Source organism: Halococcus morrhuae DSM 1307 (assembly GCF_000336695.1).
Classification (GTDB): Archaea; Halobacteriota; Halobacteria; order Halobacteriales; family Halococcaceae; genus Halococcus; species Halococcus morrhuae.
In genome coordinates, this window is the sequence record NZ_AOMC01000054.1 from 22,688 (window position 1) to 45,784 (window position 23,097).

The 23,097-nt window shown below is 66.5% G+C and carries 25 protein-coding genes; 7 read left to right on the forward strand and 18 right to left on the reverse strand.

The genetic code is table 11. The annotated features are described in order from the left end of the window. Positions 1 to 13 precede the first annotated feature (13 nt). The 3 genes from C448_RS16880 to C448_RS03355 all read right to left on the reverse strand — a co-directional run bounded on the left by C448_RS16880 (position 14) and on the right by C448_RS03355 (position 2,612). The gene (locus C448_RS16880) at positions 14 to 1,444 is read right to left on the reverse strand and encodes a PGF-CTERM sorting domain-containing protein (protein WP_004051900.1); all 1,431 of its coding nucleotides are present in this window, start codon (positions 1,442 to 1,444) and stop codon (positions 14 to 16) included. A 98-nt stretch (positions 1,445 to 1,542) separates the two neighbouring features. Beyond that, positions 1,543 to 2,010 (reverse strand): DUF5812 family protein, encoded by a 468-nt coding sequence (locus tag C448_RS03350; protein ID WP_004051901.1) that lies wholly within the window; start codon positions 2,008 to 2,010, stop codon positions 1,543 to 1,545. A 50-nt stretch (positions 2,011 to 2,060) separates the two neighbouring features. Beyond that, positions 2,061 to 2,612 (reverse strand): hypothetical protein, encoded by a 552-nt coding sequence (locus C448_RS03355; protein WP_004051902.1) that lies wholly within the window; start codon positions 2,610 to 2,612, stop codon positions 2,061 to 2,063. Between the two features lie 74 nt (positions 2,613 to 2,686). On the opposite strand from C448_RS03355, the gene C448_RS03360 reads away from it, so the two are divergent. Together C448_RS03360 and C448_RS03365 are read left to right on the forward strand one after the other, a co-directional pair. Then, positions 2,687 to 3,970 (forward strand): hypothetical protein, encoded by a 1,284-nt coding sequence (locus C448_RS03360; protein WP_004051903.1) that lies wholly within the window; start codon positions 2,687 to 2,689, stop codon positions 3,968 to 3,970. A 52-nt stretch (positions 3,971 to 4,022) separates the two neighbouring features. After that, positions 4,023 to 4,814 carry a CPBP family intramembrane glutamic endopeptidase gene (locus C448_RS03365; RefSeq protein WP_004051904.1) on the forward strand — a complete coding sequence of 264 codons (792 nt, stop codon included), beginning with the start codon at positions 4,023 to 4,025 and terminating at the stop codon, positions 4,812 to 4,814. Here C448_RS03365 and C448_RS03370 read toward each other — a convergent pair whose 3' ends face one another. After that, positions 4,815 to 5,273, reverse strand: a complete 459-nt coding sequence (locus tag C448_RS03370; RefSeq protein WP_004051905.1) for an NOB1 family endonuclease — start codon at positions 5,271 to 5,273, stop codon at positions 4,815 to 4,817. After that, on the reverse strand, positions 5,273 to 5,515 hold the full coding sequence (locus C448_RS03375) for a PRC-barrel domain-containing protein (RefSeq protein ID WP_004051906.1): 243 nt from the start codon (positions 5,513 to 5,515) through the stop codon (positions 5,273 to 5,275). The genes C448_RS03370 and C448_RS03375 overlap by 1 nt, the downstream gene beginning before the upstream one ends. A 109-nt stretch (positions 5,516 to 5,624) precedes the next feature. On the opposite strand from C448_RS03375, the gene C448_RS03380 reads away from it, so the two are divergent. The 3 genes from C448_RS03380 (at position 5,625) to C448_RS03390 (ending at position 8,432) form a co-directional block, all read left to right on the forward strand. Further along, a complete protein-coding gene (locus C448_RS03380; protein ID WP_004051907.1) occupies positions 5,625 to 6,218 on the forward strand; it encodes an NUDIX domain-containing protein in 594 nt (197 codons plus the stop codon). A 95-nt stretch (positions 6,219 to 6,313) separates the two neighbouring features. After that, entirely contained in the window at positions 6,314 to 8,131 is a 1,818-nt protein-coding gene (infB, locus tag C448_RS03385) for a translation initiation factor IF-2 (protein WP_004051908.1), read from the forward strand. 58 nt (positions 8,132 to 8,189) lie between these two features. Next, entirely contained in the window at positions 8,190 to 8,432 is a 243-nt protein-coding gene (locus C448_RS03390; protein WP_004051909.1) for a hypothetical protein, read from the forward strand. Between the two features lies 1 nt (position 8,433). Here the strand turns inward: C448_RS03390 and C448_RS03395 are convergent, their stop codons facing one another. The 4 genes from C448_RS03395 to pepF form a co-directional block, all read right to left on the reverse strand. Continuing rightward, a complete protein-coding gene (locus tag C448_RS03395) occupies positions 8,434 to 8,778 on the reverse strand; it encodes a DUF5811 family protein (protein WP_004051910.1) in 345 nt (114 codons plus the stop codon). Between the two features lie 100 nt (positions 8,779 to 8,878). Further along, a complete protein-coding gene (locus tag C448_RS03400) occupies positions 8,879 to 9,349 on the reverse strand; it encodes a pyruvoyl-dependent arginine decarboxylase (protein ID WP_004051911.1) in 471 nt (156 codons plus the stop codon). Positions 9,350 to 9,396: 47 nt separating this feature from the next. Continuing rightward, positions 9,397 to 10,614 (reverse strand): proteasome-activating nucleotidase Pan2, encoded by a 1,218-nt coding sequence (gene pan2, locus C448_RS03405; protein ID WP_004051912.1) that lies wholly within the window; start codon positions 10,612 to 10,614, stop codon positions 9,397 to 9,399. A 53-nt stretch (positions 10,615 to 10,667) separates the two neighbouring features. Beyond that, positions 10,668 to 12,458: an oligoendopeptidase F gene (pepF, locus tag C448_RS03410; protein ID WP_004051913.1), complete on the reverse strand. Its 1,791-nt coding sequence runs from the start codon at positions 12,456 to 12,458 to the stop codon at positions 10,668 to 10,670. Between the two features lie 99 nt (positions 12,459 to 12,557). Between pepF and C448_RS03415 the strand changes: the two genes are divergently transcribed. Beyond that, positions 12,558 to 12,977, forward strand: a complete 420-nt coding sequence (locus tag C448_RS03415; protein WP_004051914.1) for a zinc ribbon domain-containing protein — start codon at positions 12,558 to 12,560, stop codon at positions 12,975 to 12,977. Between the two features lie 6 nt (positions 12,978 to 12,983). On the opposite strand, the gene truA is transcribed toward C448_RS03415, so the two are convergent. After that, entirely contained in the window at positions 12,984 to 13,784 is an 801-nt protein-coding gene (gene truA / locus C448_RS03420) for a tRNA pseudouridine(38-40) synthase TruA (RefSeq protein ID WP_004051915.1), read from the reverse strand. Between the two features lie 219 nt (positions 13,785 to 14,003). Between truA and C448_RS03425 the strand changes: the two genes are divergently transcribed. After that, positions 14,004 to 15,287 carry an MFS transporter gene (locus C448_RS03425; protein ID WP_004051916.1) on the forward strand — a complete coding sequence of 428 codons (1,284 nt, stop codon included), beginning with the start codon at positions 14,004 to 14,006 and terminating at the stop codon, positions 15,285 to 15,287. A gap of 119 nt (positions 15,288 to 15,406) precedes the next feature. Here the strand turns inward: C448_RS03425 and C448_RS16105 are convergent, their stop codons facing one another. The 8 genes from C448_RS16105 to pdhA form a co-directional block, all read right to left on the reverse strand. Beyond that, entirely contained in the window at positions 15,407 to 15,550 is a 144-nt protein-coding gene (locus C448_RS16105; protein WP_160162772.1) for a hypothetical protein, read from the reverse strand. Between the two features lie 2 nt (positions 15,551 to 15,552). Continuing rightward, a complete protein-coding gene (locus tag C448_RS03430) occupies positions 15,553 to 15,954 on the reverse strand; it encodes a Fic family protein (protein WP_004051917.1) in 402 nt (133 codons plus the stop codon). Positions 15,955 to 15,981: 27 nt separating this feature from the next. Beyond that, positions 15,982 to 17,268, reverse strand: a complete 1,287-nt coding sequence (hisS, locus tag C448_RS03435; protein ID WP_004051918.1) for a histidine--tRNA ligase — start codon at positions 17,266 to 17,268, stop codon at positions 15,982 to 15,984. 91 nt (positions 17,269 to 17,359) lie between these two features. Then, positions 17,360 to 17,707, reverse strand: coding sequence for a DNA-binding protein (locus C448_RS03440; RefSeq protein WP_004051919.1), 348 nt, complete (start codon positions 17,705 to 17,707; stop codon positions 17,360 to 17,362). A 100-nt stretch (positions 17,708 to 17,807) separates the two neighbouring features. Next, a complete protein-coding gene (gene lpdA, locus C448_RS03445) occupies positions 17,808 to 19,232 on the reverse strand; it encodes a dihydrolipoyl dehydrogenase (RefSeq protein WP_004051920.1) in 1,425 nt (474 codons plus the stop codon). 48 nt (positions 19,233 to 19,280) lie between these two features. Then, positions 19,281 to 20,861: a dihydrolipoamide acetyltransferase family protein gene (locus tag C448_RS03450; RefSeq protein ID WP_004051921.1), complete on the reverse strand. Its 1,581-nt coding sequence runs from the start codon at positions 20,859 to 20,861 to the stop codon at positions 19,281 to 19,283. Continuing rightward, a complete protein-coding gene (locus C448_RS03455; protein WP_004051922.1) occupies positions 20,862 to 21,872 on the reverse strand; it encodes an alpha-ketoacid dehydrogenase subunit beta in 1,011 nt (336 codons plus the stop codon). Continuing rightward, positions 21,869 to 22,972 (reverse strand): pyruvate dehydrogenase (acetyl-transferring) E1 component subunit alpha, encoded by a 1,104-nt coding sequence (gene pdhA / locus C448_RS03460; RefSeq protein WP_004051923.1) that lies wholly within the window; start codon positions 22,970 to 22,972, stop codon positions 21,869 to 21,871. Before pdhA ends, C448_RS03455 begins: the two co-directional genes overlap by 4 nt. Between the last annotated feature and the right edge of the window lie 125 nt (positions 22,973 to 23,097).

Below are 23,097 nucleotides of genomic sequence, written 5' to 3' on the forward strand. Positions count from 1 at the left end.
TGTTTCCGTCCGATCACTCGCGCCGCGTCGCGACCAGCCCGGCCACGAGCAGCCCGACGACCGCGACGGCGATCCCGAAGCCGGGACCGCCCGAACTCGTCGTCTCCGTGTCGGTCTCGGCCCCGCCGAGTATCTCCCCTTTGCTGGTCGCGTTCGTCGTCTGCTCGTCGGTTGTACCCGCTGCCGTCGTGGCGGTCGCCGATGGCGTTGCCGTCTCGGTGGTTGGCGTTGTCGTTGAGGTTGCTGTCGGCGTCGCAGTCGCGGTTGGTGTGGGCGTCGCGGTCTGCGTCGGTGTTCGTTCGTCGGCGACGCCACCGAACCGCGCCGGATCGACCTGCTCGCCATCGAGATAGATCTCCGCGTCGCCGTCGATTTCGAGACCTGTGATCTCGCCCGTCACGAGATAGGCGTCGCCACCGCCGCCGAGCCGTCCGTCAACGCGTGCATCACCGATCTCGTCGACGTCCGGATCGACGGTGACGTGTCTGTCCGCGATCGGCGCGCCGTGGCTCTCGCCGCTGCGTTCGACGCTTCCTTCGTAGCCGATCCGGTAGCTCACCTTGTCCTCCGGGCTGCCGCCGACGATGGTCAGTGCGTCGGCCTCGGACGGTCCGTCGCTCGACCCGCCGCTCGTGTCGACGGTCAGCTCGTAGCCGGTGAAGCCGGTGACACCGACGACGGAGCGTGCCGACGCGACGTGGACGTAGTACGTTCCGGATTCCGGAACGGTGAACTGCTGTTCCGAGGTCGTTTCGGTGGCAAAGGTGTTCGTGTGATTGCGCCCGCTCTCGGGATCAAGGCGGTTGCCGTCGCCATCGAAGAGGGAGACGGCGACGTTCTGGCCGAACTCGGCCCCGGGATCGGTTATCCGCGCGGTCGTGGTGATCGTCTCGCCCGCGCTCGCCTCGATCGCGAAGACGTCCTCGCGCTGCTCGAACAGCGTCGCGTTGTACGTCTTTCCCGGTTCGACGACTGTGGCTCCCTGCTCGCCGCGCTCGAACTCGTCCTGTGCGGCGGTCGCGACCGCAACCGAGTAGCGCGCCTCGTACCCGGTGTCGTGGGTGACTTCGAGGTAGTACGTTCCGTCCTCGGGGGCGACGGCACCGATGATGGCGGCGTCCTCGGTGCCGCCCGACGTCCCGGTGCCGAGCTCGCCGTTCGGTCCGTGCAGCGTGACGGTCGGGTATTCGGCTCCGAAGCCACCGGTCACCCTGATCGCCTCGCCGGCGTTCGCCTCGAATTTGTACCAGTCGTCGTCGGTGTCCTTCGTATCGGCCTTGACGAACGTTCGCTCGGGGAGCTCCATCGCGTCCGCCCGCTCGTCGTTCGGTCCGGTCTCGTTCACCGTGGCGCTCTGGCCCGCAACCGTCGCCGAGAACGCACCCAGCGCGGACAGACAGACGACCGCGACGAGCAGCCACGCCAACGTCCCTCGTCGGCTCATTACCTTTCGATATCCCACACCGTGGAATAAGCTTTCTGTTGCTTGAATCCCTCCTCTCCCCCCTCTTCTCTCCCCACTCCCCTCCCCCCACTCACTGCTCAGGGGAGATATCGAACCGCCACGACGCCCGCTTCGGCATCGGAACGGACTTCGACCCGATTCACGCCGAATCGGGCCGCGCGCACGAGCGTCGCCTCGTCGTCGAGAACGTCGTCGACGGCCTCTTGGACACGCTCCGCGGGCACCGTGAGCACGTGAATTTCGCCGATGCCGGCGCGCTCGCGGGTCGTCAGCTCTCCCTCTTCCTGTGCATCCGCAAGTTCGTGCTCCTGACTCGTCGGTGGCTCCTCGCTGTGTTCGGTCGCAAGCGAGCGCCGTGCATCCATCTCGACGAGTTCCCACGCGAGTTCCATCGGCCCCGCGGGCGCGATCGTTCCCTCGATTGCGTCGTCCGCATCGAGACCGGGGTTTTCCGCGAGCGTGTGGATCTGTCCGTCGGCCGTATCGTGCAACACCGCCGACTCGTCGTCGGCGTGTGTGACGAGAAACGTGCTCTCGGTCGTCATATCTGCCGTTCGGGCGCGATCCGATTGACCCTTTCAGTTCGGGGTGGCGTTCACCGCATGAGCCGATGGACCAGATAGATGCCGACGGCCGCACAGACCGGCGGGACCAGTCCCCAGAGCTGTGGCAGCGCGTAGAGAAATTCGACGACGCCCGCGAGCGAACCACCGACAGCCTCCCGTTCGCCGGCCGGGATCGTGATCACCAGGCCGATGTAGAGCGCGACGAAGAACAGGTAGCCAGCGACTGCGAGGCTCGTGTCGTAGCGCTTCTTGTCGCCGACGCGGCGATGCCGGCGAGCGACGAACAGGATCGGCGCGAGCAGCGGGCCGACGATAAACAATCCGACGAGCACGAAAAACGCCCGCGAGAGCGTCAGCGATCCGCCACCAGCGGTCGCCGTCCGCGAGACGAGCGTGACGAGCGAGAGCGTCATCAAGATTGCCACGAGCAGCGCCACGAGCCCACCGATGACGACGTAGGACTTGAACAGCCACGACCGGCTCGATCCGAACGCGTACGGGATCGCGCCGAACAGCCCCGAGTAGGCCTCCTCGTCCGGCTCGCTCGTCCCGCCCGGTTCCTCGACGTTCGCCTCGGCCATGCGTCGGATCCGGGCGGCGGGCGATTAAACGCCGCGGTCGGCAACGATTTGGGGACGGCCCTGTCACGGCCGGTATGAAAATCGACATCGGCAACGCGCTCGCCAGCGAGGCCTCGCCGGGCGTCTCCCGCGAGGCACTCGATCGCCTCGACGAGCGGGTGGCGCGCGCCCACGAACGCATCGAACGCGGACGACGCGACGACGAGTTCGGCTACGCGGCGCTGAACCTGCCCGAAACGACCGATCCCGACGAGATCACGGAGACGGTCGCACCGGTGAACGACGCGGCGTACGTCCTCGTCGTCGGCATCGGCGGGAGCGCGCTCGGCGCGGCAACCATCGCCGAGGCGCTCGGCGACTCGCGGATCCTGACGCTCGACAACGTCGATCCCGACCACGTCTCGGAGGTGCTCTCCCTGCTCCCGCTGTCCGAAACGGCCGTGACGGTCGTCTCGCGGTCCGGCACCACCGCCGAGACGCTGGCGAACTTCCTCGTGGTGCGCGAGGCGTTTACCGAGGCGGGCGTCGACTGGACCGAGCGAGTGGTGACGATCACGGGCGACTCCGGTCCGCTGCGCGAACTGGCCGATCGTCACGATCTGCCAGCACTCGCGGTTCCCGAGGGCGTTCCGGGCCGGTTTTCGGCGCTTTCGTCCGTGGGTCTCGCTCCGGCGGCCATCCGTGGCCACGACATCGGGGCGATCCTCGACGGCGGGAAGCGTGCGGCGGACTGCTCGCCCTCGCTGTTCGAGACGCCAGCCTACGCCTATGGAGCCGTGGCGTATGCGCTCGACACGCGCGGGGCGGCGATCAACGCGATGATGCCCTACGCCGAATCGCTCGAATCGTTCGCCGAGTGGTTCGCACAGTTGTGGTCCGAGAGTCTCGGCAAGGACGGGCTTGGCCAGCTCCCCACCAGGGCGCTCGGCGCGACCGACCAGCACTCGCAGCTCCAGCGCTACCGGGCGGGTCCCCGAAACACGCTCGTCACACTCGTTCGTCCGCGCGAGCGCCCCGATCTCCGGGTTCCCGAGACCGACCACGACGACCTCGCCTATCTGGGCGACACGGGACTCGGCGAACTGTTGGATGCGGAGTTCGCCGCCACCGAGGCGAGCCTCGCCGAGGCAGGCCGCCCCTCGATCCGGATCGAACTCGATCGGGTGGACGAGGCCGGGATCGGCGAACTGCTCTACACGATGGAGGCTGCCTGCGTGCTCGCCGGCGAACTCTACGGCATCGAGACGTTCACCCAGCCCGCCGTCGAGTGGGGTAAGCGCGCGGCCCGCGGGCTGATCGGTGAGGGAAACGACGAAAGCGAATCCGTCGCCGAGAAGACCCGCCTCGTCGTCGACTAGCGCTCGAAAAGCGGAGGACGTATGTCGAATCGGCGACGAGTGCTCGCACGCGATGGCATCCGAACACGCCGCTGCCGGCGGGAACGACTGGCGCGATTACCTGCTCGCCGTCTCGGTTGCGCTCGGGCTCGCCGCCGGTGGCTTTCTCTTCGCACAGCTTCTCGCCGTTCCGCTAACGCTGGGTCTGCTGGCTCTCGATTTTCCGATCGAGGGTTCGGTCAGTTACACTCTCACGACGCTCGTCCAGGGAGCGGCGTTCGTTTCGTTCATCCTCGGCTACATGCGTTATAGTGACAGCCCTCGACTGCTCGATATCCGGTGGCCGTCGCTGTCGCGCCCACGTCGAACCCTTCGGGATATCGGTTGGGTCGTCGTCGGGTTCGTCGTTTTGCTCCTCGCGGCACAGGGAGTCGGGATCGTTCTCGATCAGTTCGGCTTCGCGCCGGGAACGAACCGCATCGAGAGCGCTGCGAGGGCACAGCCGCTGCTCGCGCTGTCGCTGGTCGTCCTTTCGTTCGTCGCGACCGGGCCGGGCGAGGAGACGCTGTTCCGCGGCGGCGTCCAGGGCGTGCTCCGACGGGTGTTTTCGCCCGTCGGTGCGGTCGTCGGATCGAGCGCTCTCTTCGGGCTGGCTCACGTCACGGCGCTGGTCGCGGCGAGCGGCGCGGCCGGGGTCTGGGGCTACGTCGTCTCGACGTTCGTCCTCGGACTCGTGCTCGGCACGCTCTACGAATATACCGACAACCTCCTCGTGCCGATCATCGTCCATGGCGGCTACAACGCCCTCCTGTTCGCCCAGCTCTATCTCGTCGAGACGAGCGGTTTGGGCTTTCTCTCCCCGTAACTACGAGGGGTTCTTCCGGGTGAGGTCGCTGCCGCAGATCGGACAGCGATCCTTGTTCTCGTCGAACACGCGGCCACAGCCCTGACACTGGAAGTCCCAGTCACGCTGTTCGGTGATCCCGTCGCGAGCGATGAACTCGACGTAGATGTCGAGTCGCTCGGCGACGTTCTGCATGGCGTAGTCGTCGGTCACCAGTTTCGCATCGAGTTCGAAGGCGGCCGCCAGCAGCTCGATGTCCGTCTCCGAGAGTTCCTCCTTGTCGCCGCTCTCGCTCGCGGCGCGTTCGATGCGCCCGATGACGGCTTCCTCGGGGACGTGGATGTACATACCCGCCCCTTCGAGCGCGTCGTAGCGATAGGAACTCTCGCCGTCGAGTTCGGCACCGACGGCGGGCACGGTCGCGATGTCGTCGCCGGCGTCGTACTCGTTGATAAACGCCGAGGCGTCGAGGATCTCCATTAGCGGTCGACGACGATGTGGTCTTTGACCGCCTGCACGCGGCCGATGTCGACGGCGTATCTCCCGTCCTCGTCGCGTTCGAGGTCGATCTGTTCGGTGGTTTCGCTCCGCGGCGTGATGAGCAGATCGCCCAGTCGCCCCGTGTCGGGGTCCATCGTCAGCGTCGAGAGCGTGCCCAGTTCGGTACCGTCGGAGCCGATGACGGCCTTGTCGATGAGCTTCCGTGCGAGTACGTCCGGCATACCCGCCCTACCGTGGCCGCCCATTATAAACACCACGGAGGCCCGAGAGCATTCCCGCGCGCGGAGCGCCCGACGATATCGTTTTCGTGCTGGCGTGTGCTCTATCCGCATGAACGACGCCGACCGCGCCGCGGTACGGGAGAACGCCGTCCAGCACGCCGAGAGCGTCCTCACCACCGTCGAGGACCGGTGGGGGAACGTCCCACATCTCGACGCGCTCCCGGTCGAGCCACTTTCGGCGGGCGATTCGTTTCCGGCGAGCGCCGAGGCGTTTCACGATCGTTTCTACCCCTACGCGGCCGGGGCAAGCGTGGTCGACGAGGGCCGGCTGCTCTGTGTCTACAGTCCGGCGCGCGACGAGTGGGAAACGCCCGGTGGGGCGGGCGAGACCGGCGAAACGCCCGCCGAAACGGCCCGTCGTGAGACGGAAGAGGAGACCGGCATCGACTGCGAGATCACGGACGTGCTCTTCGCTCAGACGATGGAACTCCGCCTCGACGCTCCCGAGCGGCTGCCGATCCCGGTCGTGGGGTTTACTGCCCGTCCCGTCGGCGGCGACGAACTGGTGGGTGTGGAGGTCGAGCGCCACGACGAAATAACTGATCTCACGTGGTTCGAGCCCGACGAACTCCCGTCTGAGCTACGAAATTACGAGCGGAAACACGCCCATCTCGTCTCGTGTTCGGAAACGACGAGCGACTGAGGTCCACCGTTCCGATTCTCGCCCGCGTGGGCGTGACGACGCGCTTAACTGTTGTGACCGACTCGAACGAGTAACGACTTTCTCGGGTGAACGCCATGTCGGAGACACATACTGACGCGGAGACGGACGGCGACGCAGTAGCAACGCTTCGGACCCCCATCGTCGCCGTTCTCGGCCACGTCGACCACGGCAAGACGACCTTATTGGATCGGATCCGTGGCTCGACGGTCACGGACGGCGAGGCGGGGGCGATAACCCAACACATCGGCGCGACCGCCGTCCCGCTCGAAACGGTCTCGGAGCTCGCGGGCAGTCTCGTCGATCCGACCGATTTCGACCTTCCCGGTCTACTCTTTATCGACACGCCCGGTCACCACTCCTTCTCGACGCTGCGCTCTCGTGGGGGTGCGCTCGCCGATATCGCCGTGCTCGTGGTGGACGTCAACGACGGGTTCCAGCCGCAGACGATCGAGGCGATCGACATCCTCCAGCGCACCGAGACGCCGTTCGTCGTGGCGGCGAACAAGATCGACACCGTGCCGGGCTGGAACCCGCAGGGCGACGTGCCCATCCAGGAGAGCTACGACGCCCAGTCCGATCGCGCGCGCGAGACGCTCGACGAGCGCCTCTACGAACTCATCGGCGAACTTGCCGACCACGATTTCTCGGCGGACATGTACTGGCGCGTCCAGAACTTCGCCAACAACGTCGGCGTCGTGCCGACGAGCGCCGAGACCGGCGAGGGAGTACCCGACGTGCTGACCGTGCTGATGGGTCTCTCACAGCGCTATCTCAAGGACGCGATGGCCATCGACGTCGAGGGGCCGGGTGCGGGCACGGTCCTGGAGGTCAAAGACCAGAAGGGGTTCGGTACGGCGATCGACGTGGTGCTCTACGATGGAACTGTGCGCGCCGACGACACGGTCGTCGTGGGATCGACGGGCGAGCCGATCGTGACCGACGTGCGCGCGCTGCTCCAACCCCGCCCGCTCGCCGAGATCCGCACCGAAAAGCGGTTCGAGCAGGTCGATGCGGTGAGCGCGGCGGCCGGTCTCAAGATCGCCGCGCCCGATCTCGACGACGCGATGGCCGGTGCGCCCGTCCGCGTCGTGCGCGATCGCTCGCGTGAGGAGGTCGTCCAAGAAGTCCAGGAGGAACTGGCGGCCATCGGTGTCACGACCGAGGAGGAGGGTGTCGTCGTCAAAGCCGACACCCTCGGGAGTCTGGAGGCGGTCGCGAACACGCTCGACGAGGCCGAGATCCCGATCGTTCGTGCCGAAGTCGGCGACGTCGCGCCACGCGACGTCACGGTCGCGAGCACCGCCGACGAGGAACGCCACGAGACGGTGCTCGCGTTCTCGGTCGACGTGCTCGACAACGCCGAGCGACAGGCCGACGAGGGCGACATCCGGATCTTCGAGAGCGACGTCATCTACCGACTCGTCGAGGAGTACGAGGAGTTCATCGCCGAGCGCGAGCGCAGCCAGCAGGATACCATCCTTGAAAACATCTCCCGACCTGCCCGCTTTCGCCTGCTGCCCGATCACACCTTCCGGCAGAACGACCCCGCCGTCGTCGGCGTCGAGGTGATGACGGGCACGCTGAAGCGCAACGCGACCATCGTCGATTTCGAGGGGAACGAACCCAAGCGCCGCGGGCAGGTCAAGGGAATCCAGGAACAGGGCGAGGACGTCGAGCAGGCCCGCGCGGGCGAGCGCGTCAGCGTCGCGATCGACGGGCCAACGGTCGGCCGCCAGATCGAGGAGGGCGACGAACTCTGGTCGGAGATCCCCGAAAAGCACGCCAAGGTGCTCGAACAGGAACTCACCGACGACATCCCGGCCGACGAGCTCGAAGCGCTGCACATCTATCTCGACAAACAGCGCCAGCGCGACCCCTTCTGGGGGAAGTGACCGCTCGTCGCGCCCGGTAATAATATTTAATTACCCGGCGGTCGTTGGCCGGCGTACGATGAACCGCTCAGGCCAGTCCGATTCGGAGGATTCGGTCGTCGAAACCGTTCGCGAGCGCCGGCCGACGGTTGCGCCGGCCGATCTCCTGCTCATCGCGCTGCCGGCGCTCCTGCTCGCTGGCTGGGCGACCGGCGTGGTCTCGGCGCTGTCGCTACCCGTCGCGCTCGCAATCGGCACGCTGCCGGCGATCGGGATGCTCGGCTACGCGCTGTTTTACGATCCGCCGAACGGCTGCGTCTAAGTTAGCGACCGACCGGTGTGATGCCGTCCGATACCGCCTGTTTCACCTGGAGGGCGGCGCTGGCAGCGAGCTGTCTCGCGACTTCGGTTCTGTCCTCTTCGGCGATGCCGTCGCTCAGTTCCTCGAAATCGGGCGTGAAGCCGGCGCTGACGGCTGCGCCGACCGGCGGCTGGACCGCGATCGTCCCCTGCGGGCCGTCCGTCCCGGCGATGATCTGCGCGCCGACGACGTACTCGTCGGGGAGATACTCGCGGGTGCGGGCGGCCACGGTGTCGAGACCGGCCTGGAGCGCCCGGCGTTGCTCGACCGAGAGCTCAACGTCCGCGGTGTTGACGTTCGGTCCCATTGGTGTGCGATCGTTCATGAGAAGGACGGCGACGGTTGGGCCGACGTACTGAAAAGACTCCCGTTCGCGACACCCGCTGCCACACCGCCGAATGGCCGACCTATATCGGCTCGCTGTCGCCGTAGATCCCGAGCACGAGCGCCGTCGCGAACGATCCGTCGTTCCCCTCGACGTGTTCGGTCACGATGCGCTCGTCGGTGAACGTCCACTCGCGGAGCGCGCGCCCGGAGTCGAGCCCCGCGGCCACGCCCTCGCGGACGCGCTCCGGGTCGGTGCCGGTCGCCTCGTAGAACAGTCCCCGATCGCTCTCGGTCGTCGTCCAGCCGAGGCCGGCCGCCGCACCGCTCTCGCCCACCCCGCTCGTGGCACGCGCCTCGACGACGGTGAGGCGCTCGCCGACCGGTCCGAGATCCGGGGCGCTGTCGACGATTTCGAGCGTGCTGCCGTCGGGGATCACCGACGAGACGGTGGTGATGTTGTAGTTGTGGACGCCGGCGGCGGCGAGTGCGGCGTCGTAGGCCGCGATCGGCGTCGGCCCGGTGCCGGTCCCGGTGACGATTCTGATCTGCATACAGGAGGATGGAGCGACCGAACGGTGAGCGTTGCGATCCGCGTCGCTCAGAGGAAGGCGACCGGATCGGCGGCGGTGTCGTCCTCGGTGATCTTCGCCAGGGCGTCCTCGAAGTCGCTCATCCGCACCTCGCTGCGGTCGTCGCGGACGGCGAACATGCCGGCCTCGGTCGTGAGGCTCTCGATCTCCGCACCGCTGAACTCGTCGGCCATTTCGGCGAGTTCGTCGAACGCCACGTCGTCGTCGAGGTTCATCCCGCGCGTGTGGATGGCGAAGATCTTCTCGCGCCCGTCGGGCCCGGGTTTCGGCACCTCGATGAGCCGGTCGAACCGTCCAGGACGGAGGATGGCCCGGTCGAGCATGTCGAAGCGGTTCGTGGCGGCGATGATCGAGATGTCGCCGCGCTCCTCGAAACCGTCCATCTCCGAGAGGAGCTGCATCATCGTCCGCTGGACCTCGGCGTCGCCGGAGGTCTTCGAGTCCGTCCGTTTGGAGGCGACGGCGTCGATCTCGTCGATGAAGATGACGGCTGGTTCGTGCTCGCTCGCCAGCTCGAAGAGATCGCGGACGAGCCGTGCGCCCTCGCCGATGAACTTGCGAACCAGCTCGGAGCCGGCCATCTTGATGAACGTCGCGTCGGTCTCGTTGGCGACGGCCTTGGCGAGCATCGTCTTGCCCGTGCCGGGCGGACCGTGGAGGAGGACGCCGGTCGGCGGTTCGATGCCCACGGTGTCGAACCGCTCGGGATCGACCAGCGGCATCTCGACGGCTTCCCTGACCTCTCGGATCTGATCGTCGATGCCGCCGATATCGGCGTAGCCGACCGCCGGGCGGTTCTCGATCTGCATCGCCTGCGCGCGCACGTCGGTCTCGCTGTCGAGCGGGCGCTGGATGCTGAAGGAGTCGTCGACGGCGACGCGATCGCCGTTCTCGATATCGTCGGCGATCCCGGGCGCGACCTCCGTCAGCACCTCCTGGTTGTTGCCGTGCTGTCTGACGATCGCTCCCTCGTCGGTGAACTCCTCGACGGTGGCGACGTACAGCGAGGAGGTCTTGAGCGCCTCGTTCTCGCGCTGGAGCTGTTCGGTTTCCTCGGAGAGCTCCTCGCGCTCGGCCTCAGCCTCGTCGAGGCGGTCGGCGAGCTCGTCGTGGACGCTTGAGACGCTCTCGAAGTGTTTGGCGAGTGCGTCGAGCCGTTCGGCATCGCTCAACTCCGGATCAATGTCGAGGCGCGGTCGGTCCGGGAGGGAGGGACTGTGGGACATTCTTACCCCACGATAGGGGCTCTTCGTTAAAAGTGGTTTTGGGTTCGGGGTGTTTATGCCAGCTCTTCGAACTCCGAAAGCGCGTCGTCGTAGGCCGTAAACGCCGCCTCGATCGGGTCCGCGTCGGTCATGTCGACACCCGCCTCGCGGAGCAGCTCGATCGGATAGCCGTGTGAGCCCGATGAGAGGAACTCTCGGTACGATGCTGCCGCGTCCCCGTCGCCCTCGTGGATGCGCTCGGCGAGTGCGACCGCCGCCGAGATGCCCGTCGCGTACTGGTAGACGTAGAACGGTCGGTAGAAGTGTGGGATCCGCATCCACTCGCGGGTGATGCGGTCGTCGATCGCCGCGTTCTGGTAATAATCACCCTTGAGCGTGCCGTAGATGTCGTCGAGGCGGTCGGGCGTGAGCGCCTCGCCCGCCGCGGTGAGCTCGTGGGTCTGCTGTTCGAACTCGGCGAACATCGTCTGCCGGACGAGCGTCGCGCGGAACCGTTCGAGATATTCGTTGAGCACGTGCCGGCGGAAGGACTCGTCTTCCACGGTGTCGAGCAGGTGGTGGGTCAGCAGCGCCTCGTTCACCGTCGAGGCGATCTCGGCGACGAAGATCTCGTAGTCCCCGTAGATGTAGGGCTGGGCCTCGCTCGCCAGCTCGGAGTGCAGCGAGTGGCCGAGCTCGTGGGCGAGCGTGTACATCGAGGCGATGTCGTCCTGGTAGTTCATCAGGATGTAGGGCTGCGAGTCGTAGGTCCCGCCGGAGTACGCCCCCGACTGCTTGCCCTGATTTTCGTAGACGTCGACCCAGCGGGAGTCGAGGCCTGCCGCGAGCTGCTCCTGATATTCCTCGCCGAGCGGCGCGACCGCGGCCGTGACGTGCTCTTTGGCGTCCTCGTAGGGCACCTCGGGGCTCTCGGAGTCGACCATCGGCATGTAGAGGTCCCACATCCGCAGTTCGTCGACGTCGAGTCGCTCGCGCTTGAGGTCGGCGTGGCGGTTGAGCACGTCGAGATTGTCCCGCACGGTGTCGACGAGCGTGTCGTAGACTTCCACCGGGATGTTCGCGCCGTCGAGGCCGGCCTTGCGCGCGCTGTCGTAGTCCCTGGCGTCGGCGAGCTTCACGTCGGCCTTGACGCTGTTGCGGTGGGCGGCTCCGACTGCGTTTCTGACGTTGTCCCACTCATCGTAGAACTGCTCGTAGACGTCCTGCCGGAAGGCGCGGTCGGGCCGTTTCTGGAGCTTCGTGAAGTTGCTCAGCGAGATCTCGACGGCTTCCCCATCGGGATCCTCGACTGTCGGGAACTCCATGTCGGCGTTCGTGAGCATCTCGTAGACCTCGTTGGCCGCGCCCGTCACCTCGCCGAGATCCGCGAGCAGCGCCTCGATCTCCGCCGAGCGGGTGTGCGGCTTCATCCGCAACACGTCGTCGAAGTAGTGATCGTACGTTTCGAGCCCCGGCTCCTCCTCGATCATCGCGTCCAGCTCCTCGCGCGTGCAGTCCTGGAGCGCGGGGTTGATGAAACTCGCCGCGCTCGACGCGTCGCTCGCCAGCGATTGTGCCCGCGCGGTGAGCGCCTGGTACTGCTGGTCGGTGGTGTCCTCGTCGCGGCGCATCCGTGCGTAGGAGACGACGTTCGAGAGGTTCCTGAACAGTTCCTCGCGCGTTTCGAGCGTCGCCAGCAGGGTTTCGCCGTCCTCGGTCGCCCGCCCCTCGTAGGCTTCGAGCGCCGAAATCCCCTCCTCGACGTCCTCGTAGGCGGCCTCCCAGTCCTCGTCGGTGGCGTAGAGGTTCGACAGATCCCAGGTGTATTCGGTGTCGATCTCGTTGCGTTCGGGAACCGAACTCATGCCGAGAACACGGCGGCCGAGCGGGGTAAACCTTCCCGAACCGGCGACGGCGACGCCACGAACGAAAGACTCAAGAATGAATAACTGTTCAGTCAACATATGGGAGAAACCCGTTCGCGGAAACGGCCGTGGCTCGCGGCGTTGCTCTCGGCCATCGCGCCCGCGTTCGGCCACCTCTATCTCCGGCGGTGGCTCCGGGCGCTCGGCTGGCTCGGAGTGACGATGCTTTCGAGCGTATTCGTCCCCGACGCGACGCTCGATGCACTCGTCTCCGGCCAGTCGTTCGCGTGGCTCGACGCCGCGCCGCTGCTCGCCGTCTCGCTGCTCAGCGTGCTCGACGCCTACCGGCTCGCGGTCGTCAACAACTACCTCCTCCGCGTCCGGAGCACCGGCACGGAGATGGCGGCCTGTCCCGACTGCGGCCGGCCCGTCGAGGACGATCTCGACTTCTGCCAGTGGTGCGGGACGACCCTCGATGAGGCGGAAGCCGCCGAACCCGCACGCCACGACGTCCAGTAGCTCCTCTCACTCGATCCGTTGCTCGATCTCGCCGGCGACGCGTGCTCGCGTCGCTGCCTCAGTACGGACGTTCTCGAACAGTTCTCGCGCGCTCGCGGCGGCCTCGTTGTCTACTCGAAAATCAAGTTCTGGATAGTCGACGCCGGTGAGAACGAGCGGCGCGGCCGGCGCGGCCGCGATCCCGCCCGGTCCCGAGAGTTCTTCGTCAGAGAGCGCGCGATCGACCATTGAGAGCGACGCGTCGCCGGTCGCGACGTTCCGAACGAGCGTGACGATACGACGAACGAGCTGGCGCGAGAAACCGCCCGCACGGAGCGTCACGATCAGGAACTCGCTATCGCGCTCGATTTCGCCGGCAAGCGTGCGGACGGTGTTGTGATCGTCGGGCGTGAGATTGTGGAAATCGTGTTCGCCCGCGAGTCGTCTCATAACTGTGCGCGCCCGCTCGTCGTCGGCCGCCGGCGCGTGGAGCTGGTAGGTGTATTCGCGCGCGACGGCATCGTGGGTCGCGTGAAACGACCCCGTATCGGCGTGTGCCCACGCGCGGATCGACCCTGGAAGCACGCCGTTGAGCGCCCGCGGCGTGAGCCACTCCGGTGCCGCGAGGCCAATCGTCTGGGCGACCGCCGAGACGCCCCTGTCGGTCCGTCCCGCGGCGGCGTAGCCCGACGGCTTTCGTTCATCCGGGTCGAGGACGCCGAGCTCGCGGAGGGCATCGAACAGCGTCCCCTCGACGGTCGGCACCGTGGGCTGGCGCTGGAAGCCGTAGAACGGGCGGCCGTCGTAGGCGAGCCGGAACGCACGCATCACGCCCTCTTTCGTCCCACTGATCCTTCGCTCCGTCGGAACCCGGCTGATCGATGGATCGACGGTCGGATGCCGTCGCGTCGACCCATCGCTGGCCAAAGGATTCATACGCGCGCGAGACTAACCAAGCAGTCAGAGAATGGTTTTCGAATCGATCCATCACATCGAACGGAGACGGTCGTCCGTCGGAGCGGCACAGTCCGAACGCGCGGGTCGACTGTGAGCACGATCAACAAGTATCTCGGTATCAACCGTGAGGTGCTCGCGCTGGCGATCGCCCGGATGGCCGACTCGGTGGGCAACTCCTTTCTCATCGTCGTCCTCCCGATCTACATCGCCAGCGGCACGATCGAGGGCGGGACGGGCGGGCTCGGCGTCTCGCTGCTCACAGGGCTGATCCTCTCGGCGTTTGGCTTCTTCAACAGCGCGCTCCAGCCGTTCGCTGGGCGTCTGTCGGACAAACTCGGCAAGCGAAAGGTGTTCGTCCTCGCCGGGCTGGGACTGCTCGCGGTCGCGAACTTCACCTACTCGCTGGCGTCGAGCTACTGGATGCTGTTCGTCATCCGGATGGCACAGGGGCTCGGCGCGTCGCTGACGATCGTCGCGACGATCGCGCTGGTCAACGAACTCGCCGACGACGACACCCGTGGCGGGAACATGGGCACGTTCAACACCTTCCGGCTGCTCGGCTTCGGGGCCGGTCCCGTCGTCGCTGGCTCGGTCATCAACGGCGGCCCGTACTCCCTTCTCGGACTCTCGATAACGGGCTTCGAGGCGGCCTTCTACATCGCGACCGTCTCGGCGGTGGTGAGCTTCGTGCTCGTCACGCTGCTCGTCGACGATCCCGACATCGAGCGCTCGACCGACGACGAGGACACCTCGATCGCGGTGTTCGACCACGACGCCGACGGGCTGATCGACCCGGTGTTCGCCCTCGGGGTCGCCTCGCTGTTCATGGCCGTCGGCATCGCCCTGCTCTCGGCGATCGAACCGCAGGTCAACGCCCGCCTCGGACAGGGCGCACAGCTGTTCGGCATCGAGTTCTCGGCGTTCGTCCTGATGCAGGTGCTCTTCCAGGCACCGATCGGTAGCGCGAGCGACCGCTACGGCCGCAAACCGTTCATCCTCATCGGGCTCGTCCTGCTCGTGCCCGCGACACTCGCGCAGGGGTTCGTCGTCGCGCCGTGGCAGATGATCGTCGCCCGCGCCGTACAGGGGATCGCGGGCGCGCTCGTGTTCGCGCCGGCGCTCGCGCTCGCGGGCGATCTCGCGAGCAAGGGCTCGTCCGGCACGCAGCTGTCGGTGCTGACGATGTCGTTCGGCCTCGGCACCGCGATCGGACCGCTCGCGTCGGGCTTTCTGGTGCGCTTTGGCTACGCCGCCCCGTTCGTCTTCGGCGCAGTGCTCGCCGCCCTCGGCCTCGTGCTCGTCTACACGCAGGTTCAGGAGACCGTCGCCGTTGACCCCGATGCCGTCGGCTCCGCACCGACGGCCCAAGACTAACGCCGTTTTCTCAGGCAGCTGTTCTCGAAATCCTCGTCGAAAAACGCAAACAGATGGTACATTCGACGATCGGATGCTCCTCCCCCAACGTAGCGAAATACCGTCGAACGGGTGTGACGCTATGTGGTGTCGGTCTGTTCGTCCGCGAGTCGATCGAGAATCGGCCGCTCGCGTTCGATGATTCGATCGACTCGCTCGCGAAACCCGTCCTCGTCGGATTCGTGTTCCGATTCGGCCATGCCGGTGGTATCGTTTCGTTTCATGATTAGTGTTCCGGCAGGCGTGATTCGTCGATTTCGCCCGTTTCGAACCACGCGGCGAGTTCGTCCATCTCGAACAGACCGGCACGGCGAATGATGCGCTCGATCGTCTCCTTGTCCTGCTGAAAGTCAGGTCTGATCTCCGTTCGTTCCAGATATTCCATCGTCGCGGTCCACGCCGTCCGTTTGTTGGCGTCCTCGAAGACGTGGGCGCTCTGTATACCGAACAACAATGTCGCCGCCCGGTGGTACGGATCGTCGTACTCGGCAGCCGGTTCGATGACCTCGCGTCTGAGCATCCCTCTGGGTGCTGCGATACGGATACCTTCGTATTTCAGACCGTATCGCTGATCGATCCGTTCGTGTATGGTGATGATTTCACCCGGTGTCGGCAGATCGTCCGTCATCGTTGCCCGATCGAACGACCCCGTCTCCTACTTTCTTTCGCCGGATTCGGGGAACTCGTCGACAGGCACCTGGCGCTGATCGCCCGATGCCATCTCCTTGACGGTCACGTTCCCGTCGGCGAGGTCCTGTTCGCCGACGATGACGGTCGTCTCGGCACCGATCGAGTCGGCGTACTCCAGCTGTGCGCCGAAGCTCCGGCCGGCGATATCGGTCTCGACGACGTGGCCACGCTCGCGTAGGTCGCGCGTGATTCCGGCGGCGGTCTCGCGCGTGTCACCCACTTGGAGCACGTAGTAGTCGGTCGTCGTGGTCTCCGCGGGCCAGACGCCGGCGCGTTCACAGAGCAGGGAGAGAGTCGCCATCCCGAGTGCGACGCCGACTGCGGGCGTCGGCTGGCCGCCGAACCCCTCGATGAGGTCGTCGTAGCGCCCGCCGCCGAACACCGCCCGGCCCACCGTGCCGGTGGTGTCGAAACACTCGAAGACGACGCCGGTGTAGTAGTCGAGACCCCGTGCGGTGTCGAGCGAGAGCGTGCAGTAGTCGCGCGCGCCGAGATCGGCGGTCGCGTCGAGCACGTTCTGGAGGTTCTCGACCGCGTTCTCGACGCGCTCGGTCTCGGTGGCGGCCACGAGCTCGTCCAAATTCTCTTCCTCCGTTTCGAGCAGTTCGTCGAACGCCTCGGCGTCGGCTTCCGAGAGGCCCGCGTCGCCGAGTAGCGCGCGATACTCGCCGACGGCGAGCTTGTCGCGTTTGTCGACCGCGCGGATCGCCGCCTCGGTGTCGACGTCGGCGTCGAACGACTCCAACAACCCACCCAGGATGTCGCGGTGGCTCACCCGGAACTCGAAGTCGTCGCTCGTGAGTCCGAGTTCGGTGAGCGCGTCGGCGGCGTACGCGAGGATCTCGGCGTCGGCGATCGGCTCCGCCGAGCCGAAGATATCGACGTTGGTCTGGTAGAATTCGCGAAAACGGCCCTGCTGGACCGCCTCGTAGCGCCAGAACGGTCGCGACGAGACCCACTTGATCGGCTTCGAGAGCGCCTGCTGTTTCTCGACGACCATCCGCGCGACCGTCGGCGTGAGCTCGGGCGTCATCGCCACCTCGCGCCCGCCGTGGTCGGTGAAGTTGTAGAGCTCCTCGACGATCTCCTCGCCGCTCTTGTCGGCGTACATCTGCGTGCGTTCGAGCGCCGGCGTGCCGATCTCACGGAAGCCGTAGCGCTGGGCGACTTCCTCGACGTCGTCGATGACCTCCCGGCGCGCGCTCATCTCGCCGGGGTAGAAGTCACGAAAACCCTTGATGCGGTCGTACATACTGTCCGTTGGCGGTATCGGCGTGTTCACCCTTACGGAATGTACCACGAAACGGAACGGGGCGGGACGTGCGGTCGTCGGCCGACCGGCGCTATCGTCGTTTGATGTCGAAGCTCTTCTCGTCGGGCTTGAGCTCCTGGAGCAACTCCCTCATCTGGTCCTCGTCGATCTTGTCGCCGAGTCGGCCGCTGCGCGCGAGCGCGAACACCTGCTGTTCGACCTGTTCGCCGAACTCGGGCTTGCTCATCTTCACCGAGTTGAGCCGCTGTCGCGCGCCATCGGTGAGGTTCTGGCGGAGTACGGCCGATTTCTGTGCTTCGGCCTGTTCCTGTTGGGCCTGTCTGGCCTCCTCGTTCTGCCCGCCGCCCTGCTGCTGTTCTTTGAGTTGTTCGAGTTTCTGCTTGCGAAGTTCTTCGATGTCTTCCTCGGAGCCGCTCATACTGCCACGTTACGACTAGTCGAACAAAAGCCCGGCGGACGCTGCGGTGCTCGTCGGCGCTCTCAAAGATTCACGAATTCACGTGAATTCGCGACTTTCCTCAGCGGTTGAGCGTGTGGATCGCCCTATCGCGCGCGTTCTCGACGGCCTCCATCACGGCCTCGCCGAGCGTGGGATGGGTGTGGATCGTTGCGGCGACGTCCTCCAGGGTCGCGCCCATCTCGACGGCCAGCCCGAGCTCGGCGATCAGCTCCGAGGCCTCCGGCGCGACGATCTGTGCGCCGAGGACGAATCCGGCATCGTCGTCGGCGACGACGCGGACGAACCCGTCACTCTCGCCGAGCGTGAGCGCGCGCCCGCTCGCGCGCATCGGCATCTCGCCCACCACCGTCGAGAAGCCGGCTTCCTTGGCCTCTTTCTCGGTCATCCCGACCGTGCCGATCTCGGGGTCGGTGAACACCGCGGCCGGCACGCTCTGATAGTCGAGCGCCGACGGCTCGCCCGCGATGACCTCGACGGCGACCTCGCCCTCCTTCATCCCCTTGTGTGCGAGCATCGGTTCGCCGGCGACGTCGCCGACGGCGAAGACGGTCTCGACGTCGGTCCGTGCGCGATCGTCCGTCTCCAAGAATCCGCCCTCGTCGGTCGCGAGCCCGATCGCGTCGAGGTTCAGCGCGTCCGTGACGGGTTCCCGCCCGACCGCGACGAGTGCCTTTTCGGCCCCAAATTCCGAGATCTCGCCGTCCTCGTCTTCGGTCTTGACAGTGATTCCGTCGCCCGACTCCACCCACTCGCTCGCGCCCTCGCCGAAGTGGAAGTCGATGCCGAGCTCCTCGGCACGGCTCTTGACGACGCGTGCGACGTCGTCTTCGTAGGCCGGCAGCGCCGAATCGAGCATCTCCACAACCGTGACGTCCGTTCCGAGCTTGGCGAACACGGTCGAGAGCTCCATCCCGATGTAGCCTGCGCCGACGACGACGAGGCTCTCGGGCACCGCATCGAGCGCGAGCGCCTCGCGCGAGGAGATGATCCGCTCGCCGTCGAACGCGAAGTTCGGGATCGCCATCGGGCGCGAGCCGGTGGCGACGATCGCGTGCTCGAATTGGATGGTCTCGGAGCCCTGGCCCTCGCCCGCGTGGGCGACCCTGACGGTGTTGTCGCCGGCGAACTCCGCGCGCCCCTCGACGAGGTTCACGCCGTTTGCCTTGCAGAGCTTCTCGACGCCGCCGGTGAGCTGATCGACGATATCGTCCTTCCAACCCACCATCCCCGCGAGATCGACCGCGGGATCGGCGTGAATGCCCATCTCCTCGGCCGTGCTCGCGTCGTGTGCGACGTCGGTCGCCGAGATGAGCGCCTTCGAGGGGATACAGCCGTGGTTCAGACAGGTTCCCCCATACGCATCCTTCTCGACGAGCGTCACGTCCAGATCGAGCTGTCCCGCGCGAATGGCGGCGACGTAGCCACCGGGGCCCGCGCCGATAATCAGTACGTCCGTCCCCGTCGTGACGTCTCCGACGACCATACCGACCGGAGGCGCGCGGACGTGAAAAATCAGTAGGGTCCGGGCTGACTACGCTTCGAGCAGCAACCGCTGGGGGTTCTCCAGGAACTCCTCGACGCGGTTGGTGAACTGCGCCGCGATCGCGCCGTCGACGACGCGATGGTCGATCGACAGCGAGAGCGTCATCACCTTGCGGGGGACGATCTCGCCGTCCACGACTCGGGGTTTCTCCTTGATCGCGCCGAGCGCGAGGATCGCCACCTCGGGGTGGTTGATGATCGGCGTCGCGTACTCGCCGCCGATGGCCCCGACGTTGGTGATCGTGAAGGTGCCGCCCTGCATCTCCTCGCGGCTGATCGTGCGCTCGCGAGCCTTCTCGACGAGTTCGTTCATCTCCGAGGCCAGCTGGAGCATGTTCTTCCGGTCGGCGTCCTCGACGACGGGCACCATCAGCCCGGCATCGGTCGCGGTCGCCACGCCGATGTTGTAGTATTTCTTCTGGACGATCTCCTCGGCCTCCTCGTCGAGCATGGAGTTGACCATCGGGAACTCGCGCAGCGCGGCCACGCAGGCCTTCATGACGAACGGCATGTACGAGAGGCTGATCCCCTGTTCGTCGGCGAGCTCCTTGAGATCGGTCCGGGCTTCGACCAGCGCGGTGACGTCGACCTCGTCGTGGTGGGTGACGTGGGGCGCGGTGTATTTCGACTCCGCCATCTGCTGGCCGATCGTCCGCCGAACCCCACGATAGGGGATCCGCTCTTCGCCTCTCGACTCGGCGACCGCCGCCCTGTCGGCGTCCTGTGCGGCCTGCTGGGCCTCGGCGTAGGATTCGACGGCCGCCGGCGTGACGAACGCCTCGCCGTCGCGCTCCTCGTCGGTGGGTACGGCGTCGATATCGACTCCCGAATCCGCGGCGAGTTTCCGTGTCGCGGGCGCGGCGAGCGTGCGCTCGCGGTCGGCCGACTCGCCCGCCGTCGCTCCGCCCGCCGCGGACCCGCTCGCCGACGGCTGTCCCGTCGAGGATGCCTGCGCCGCGCCGCCTCCGGTGGTGTCCCCCTCTCCAGCATCCGTCCCGCTGGAGCCCTCGACGCGCGTGGTGGCCGGTTCGGGCGAATCGCTTCCCTCCTCATCCACTTCTTTCGCGTCCTCCGCGGCCGCGCGCACGTCGTGCTCGCTCACCCGGCCACCGGGACCGGAGCCGTCGATGCTTCCGATATCGACGCCAAGCTCGCGCGCCAGCCGCCGCGCGCTCGGGGCGGCGAAGACGCGCCCGCTCGCGGTCGGGGTCTCCTCGTCCGCCGTCTCTTCGGCCGTCGTCTCCACGTCGCCCGTCGCTGCGCTCGCCTCCGTGGCGGCGTCCGTTTCCTTCGATTCCTCGGTGGTCGTCGCCTCACCGCTGTCGGCGTCGCCCTCCTCGGCGAACGTGATGATCACGGTACCGACGGGCACCATCTCGCCCGCCGCGGCGTGGATCTCCTGCACGCTGCCGTCGACGGGCGAGGGAACGTCGACGACTGCCTTGTCGGTCTCGACCTCGGCGACGGGCTGGTCTTCCTCGACCGGGTCGCCCTCCTCGACCAGCCAATCGACGATCTCGCCCTCGGCGACGCCCTCGCCCACGTCGGGCAGCTCGAACTCGCGGACCATTCAGAACTCCGCGGCCTCCCGGATCCCGTCCTCGATGCGGGCGGCCTCGGGGAGATAGTAGTCTTCGAGCGCGTAGAGCGGGAACGGCGTGTCGAAGCCCGTGACGCGCGTTATCGGTGCCTCCTGATACACGAGCGCTTCCTCCTGGATCGTCGCGGTGATCTCGCCGGCCAGCCCGCCGGTCTTGGGGGCCTCGTGGACGACCGCCGCTCGCCCCGTCTTCTTGAACGACTCGACGATCGCCTCGTCGTCGAGCGGCGAGAGCGTGCGGAGATCGACGACCTCGCAGTCGATGCCCTCCTCGGCGAGCGACTCGGCGGCCTCCATCGTCGGGCGGGTCATCGCGCCCCAGGTGAACACCGAGACGTCGCTCCCTTCCCGGCGGACGGCGGCCTCGCCGAGCGGCACGGTGTAGGACTCGTCGGGCACGTCCTCCCTGAAGGCGCGGTAGATGAGTTTCGGCTCCAGGAACAGGACGGGGTCGGGGTCGCGGATCGAGGCGGCGAGCAGCCCCTTCGTGTCGTGGGGCGTGCTCGGGATCACGACCTTGAGACCGGCCTCGTGGACGAAGAACGCCTCCTTCGACTCGGAGTGGTGTTCCGGCGCGCGGATGCCGCCGCCGTAGGGCGCGCGGATCACCATCGGACAGTTGAACCGGCCGCGCGAGCGGTTTCTGAGCCGCGCCGCGTGGCTGACGATCTGGTCGAAGCCCGGGTAGATGAACCCCTGGAACTGGATCTCGGGGACGGGCCTCATCCCGTAGGCGGCCATCCCGACCGCCGTGCCGATGATGCCCGACTCGGCCAGCGGCGTGTCGATGACGCGGTTATCACCGAACTCGTCGTGGAGGCCCTGCGTCGCCCGGAAGACGCCGCCGTTCTCGCCGACGTCCTCGCCCATGACGAGCACGTCGTCGTCCCGACTCATCTCGCCGTAGAGCCCATCCCTGACCGCCTGGACGAGCGTCAAACTCTGCGTTTCGCCCGTTTCCTGCTGTTCTGTCGTGCTCATTCGAGGATCTCCTCGTCGCCGTGGTCGTCGCGCAGTCGCTTCAGGTACTGTAGCTGCTGGTCGAGCCGTTTCGGCATCTCGGCGTAGACGTCCGCGAACATCTCCTCGGGCTCCGGGCGCTCGTGGGACTCGGCCGCTTCGATGGCGTCGGCGACGCTTTCCTCGATCTCCTCCTCGATCGCGTCGATACGCTCGTCGTCGAGCAGTCCCTGATCCTCCAGGAACGCCTCCAGCCGTGGGATCGGGTCCTTCTGTTTCCACTCCTCGACCTCGTCGTCTTCACGATAGACGGAGGGATCGTCGGCGGTCGTGTGCGCGCCGAAGCGATACTGGACGGCCTCGATCATCGTCGGCCGAAGCTCGTCCTCGTCGGGATCCTTTGCCTTCTCGACGGCCTGCTGGGTGGCCTGATAGACCGCGAGCGGATCCATCCCGTCGACCTGTATACCCTCGAACCCGTAGGCATTGGCCTTCTGGGCGAGCGTCGCACTCGCCGTCTGTCGCTCTCTGGGTACGGAGATCGCCCACTGGTTGTTGTTACAGAAAAAGACGGTGGGCGTGTCGAACACGCCCGCGAAGTTCATCGCCTCGTGGAAATCGCCCTCGCTGGTCGCGCCGTCGCCGAAGTAGCAGAGAAATGCCTTGGTCTCGTCCTGGAGTTTCGAGGCCCACGCCGCGCCGACGGCGTGGGGGAGCTGGGAGGCGATCGGCACCGCGGGCGTGAAGATGTTGGCGTCCTCTTCCTCGTAGCCCACCTCGTGACCCATCCAGTAGAGCAGGGTCCGCTCCAGCGAGAACCCCTTGATGAGCGACGCGCCGTGCTCGCGGTAGCTCGGGAACAGCCAGTCCTCCTCGGCCAGCGCGTGGGCGCTGCCGACCTGGGCTGCCTCTTGGCCCGACAGCGGCGGATAGGTGCCGATGCGCCCCTGGCGCTGGAGCGAGACGGCGCGCTGGTCGAAGTGGCGTACCAGTCGCATCTCGCGGTACATCGCGACCAGTAGCTCGTCGTCGATGTCGGGCACCGTCGCGCCGTCGCGTACCTCCCCGTTCTTGTCGAGAACTTCGATGCGCTCGCCGACCTCGTACTGTAACGTGCTCACGGGCGGAGCCACCTCGCTGACATACCTGCACCATTGATTGCCGCAGTTATATCCTTTTTGTAAAAGGGTTTTTGTGACCGCTGTTCTTGCCACCCCATCCCTGAAAAACCGTTCGTGTGTCCCGT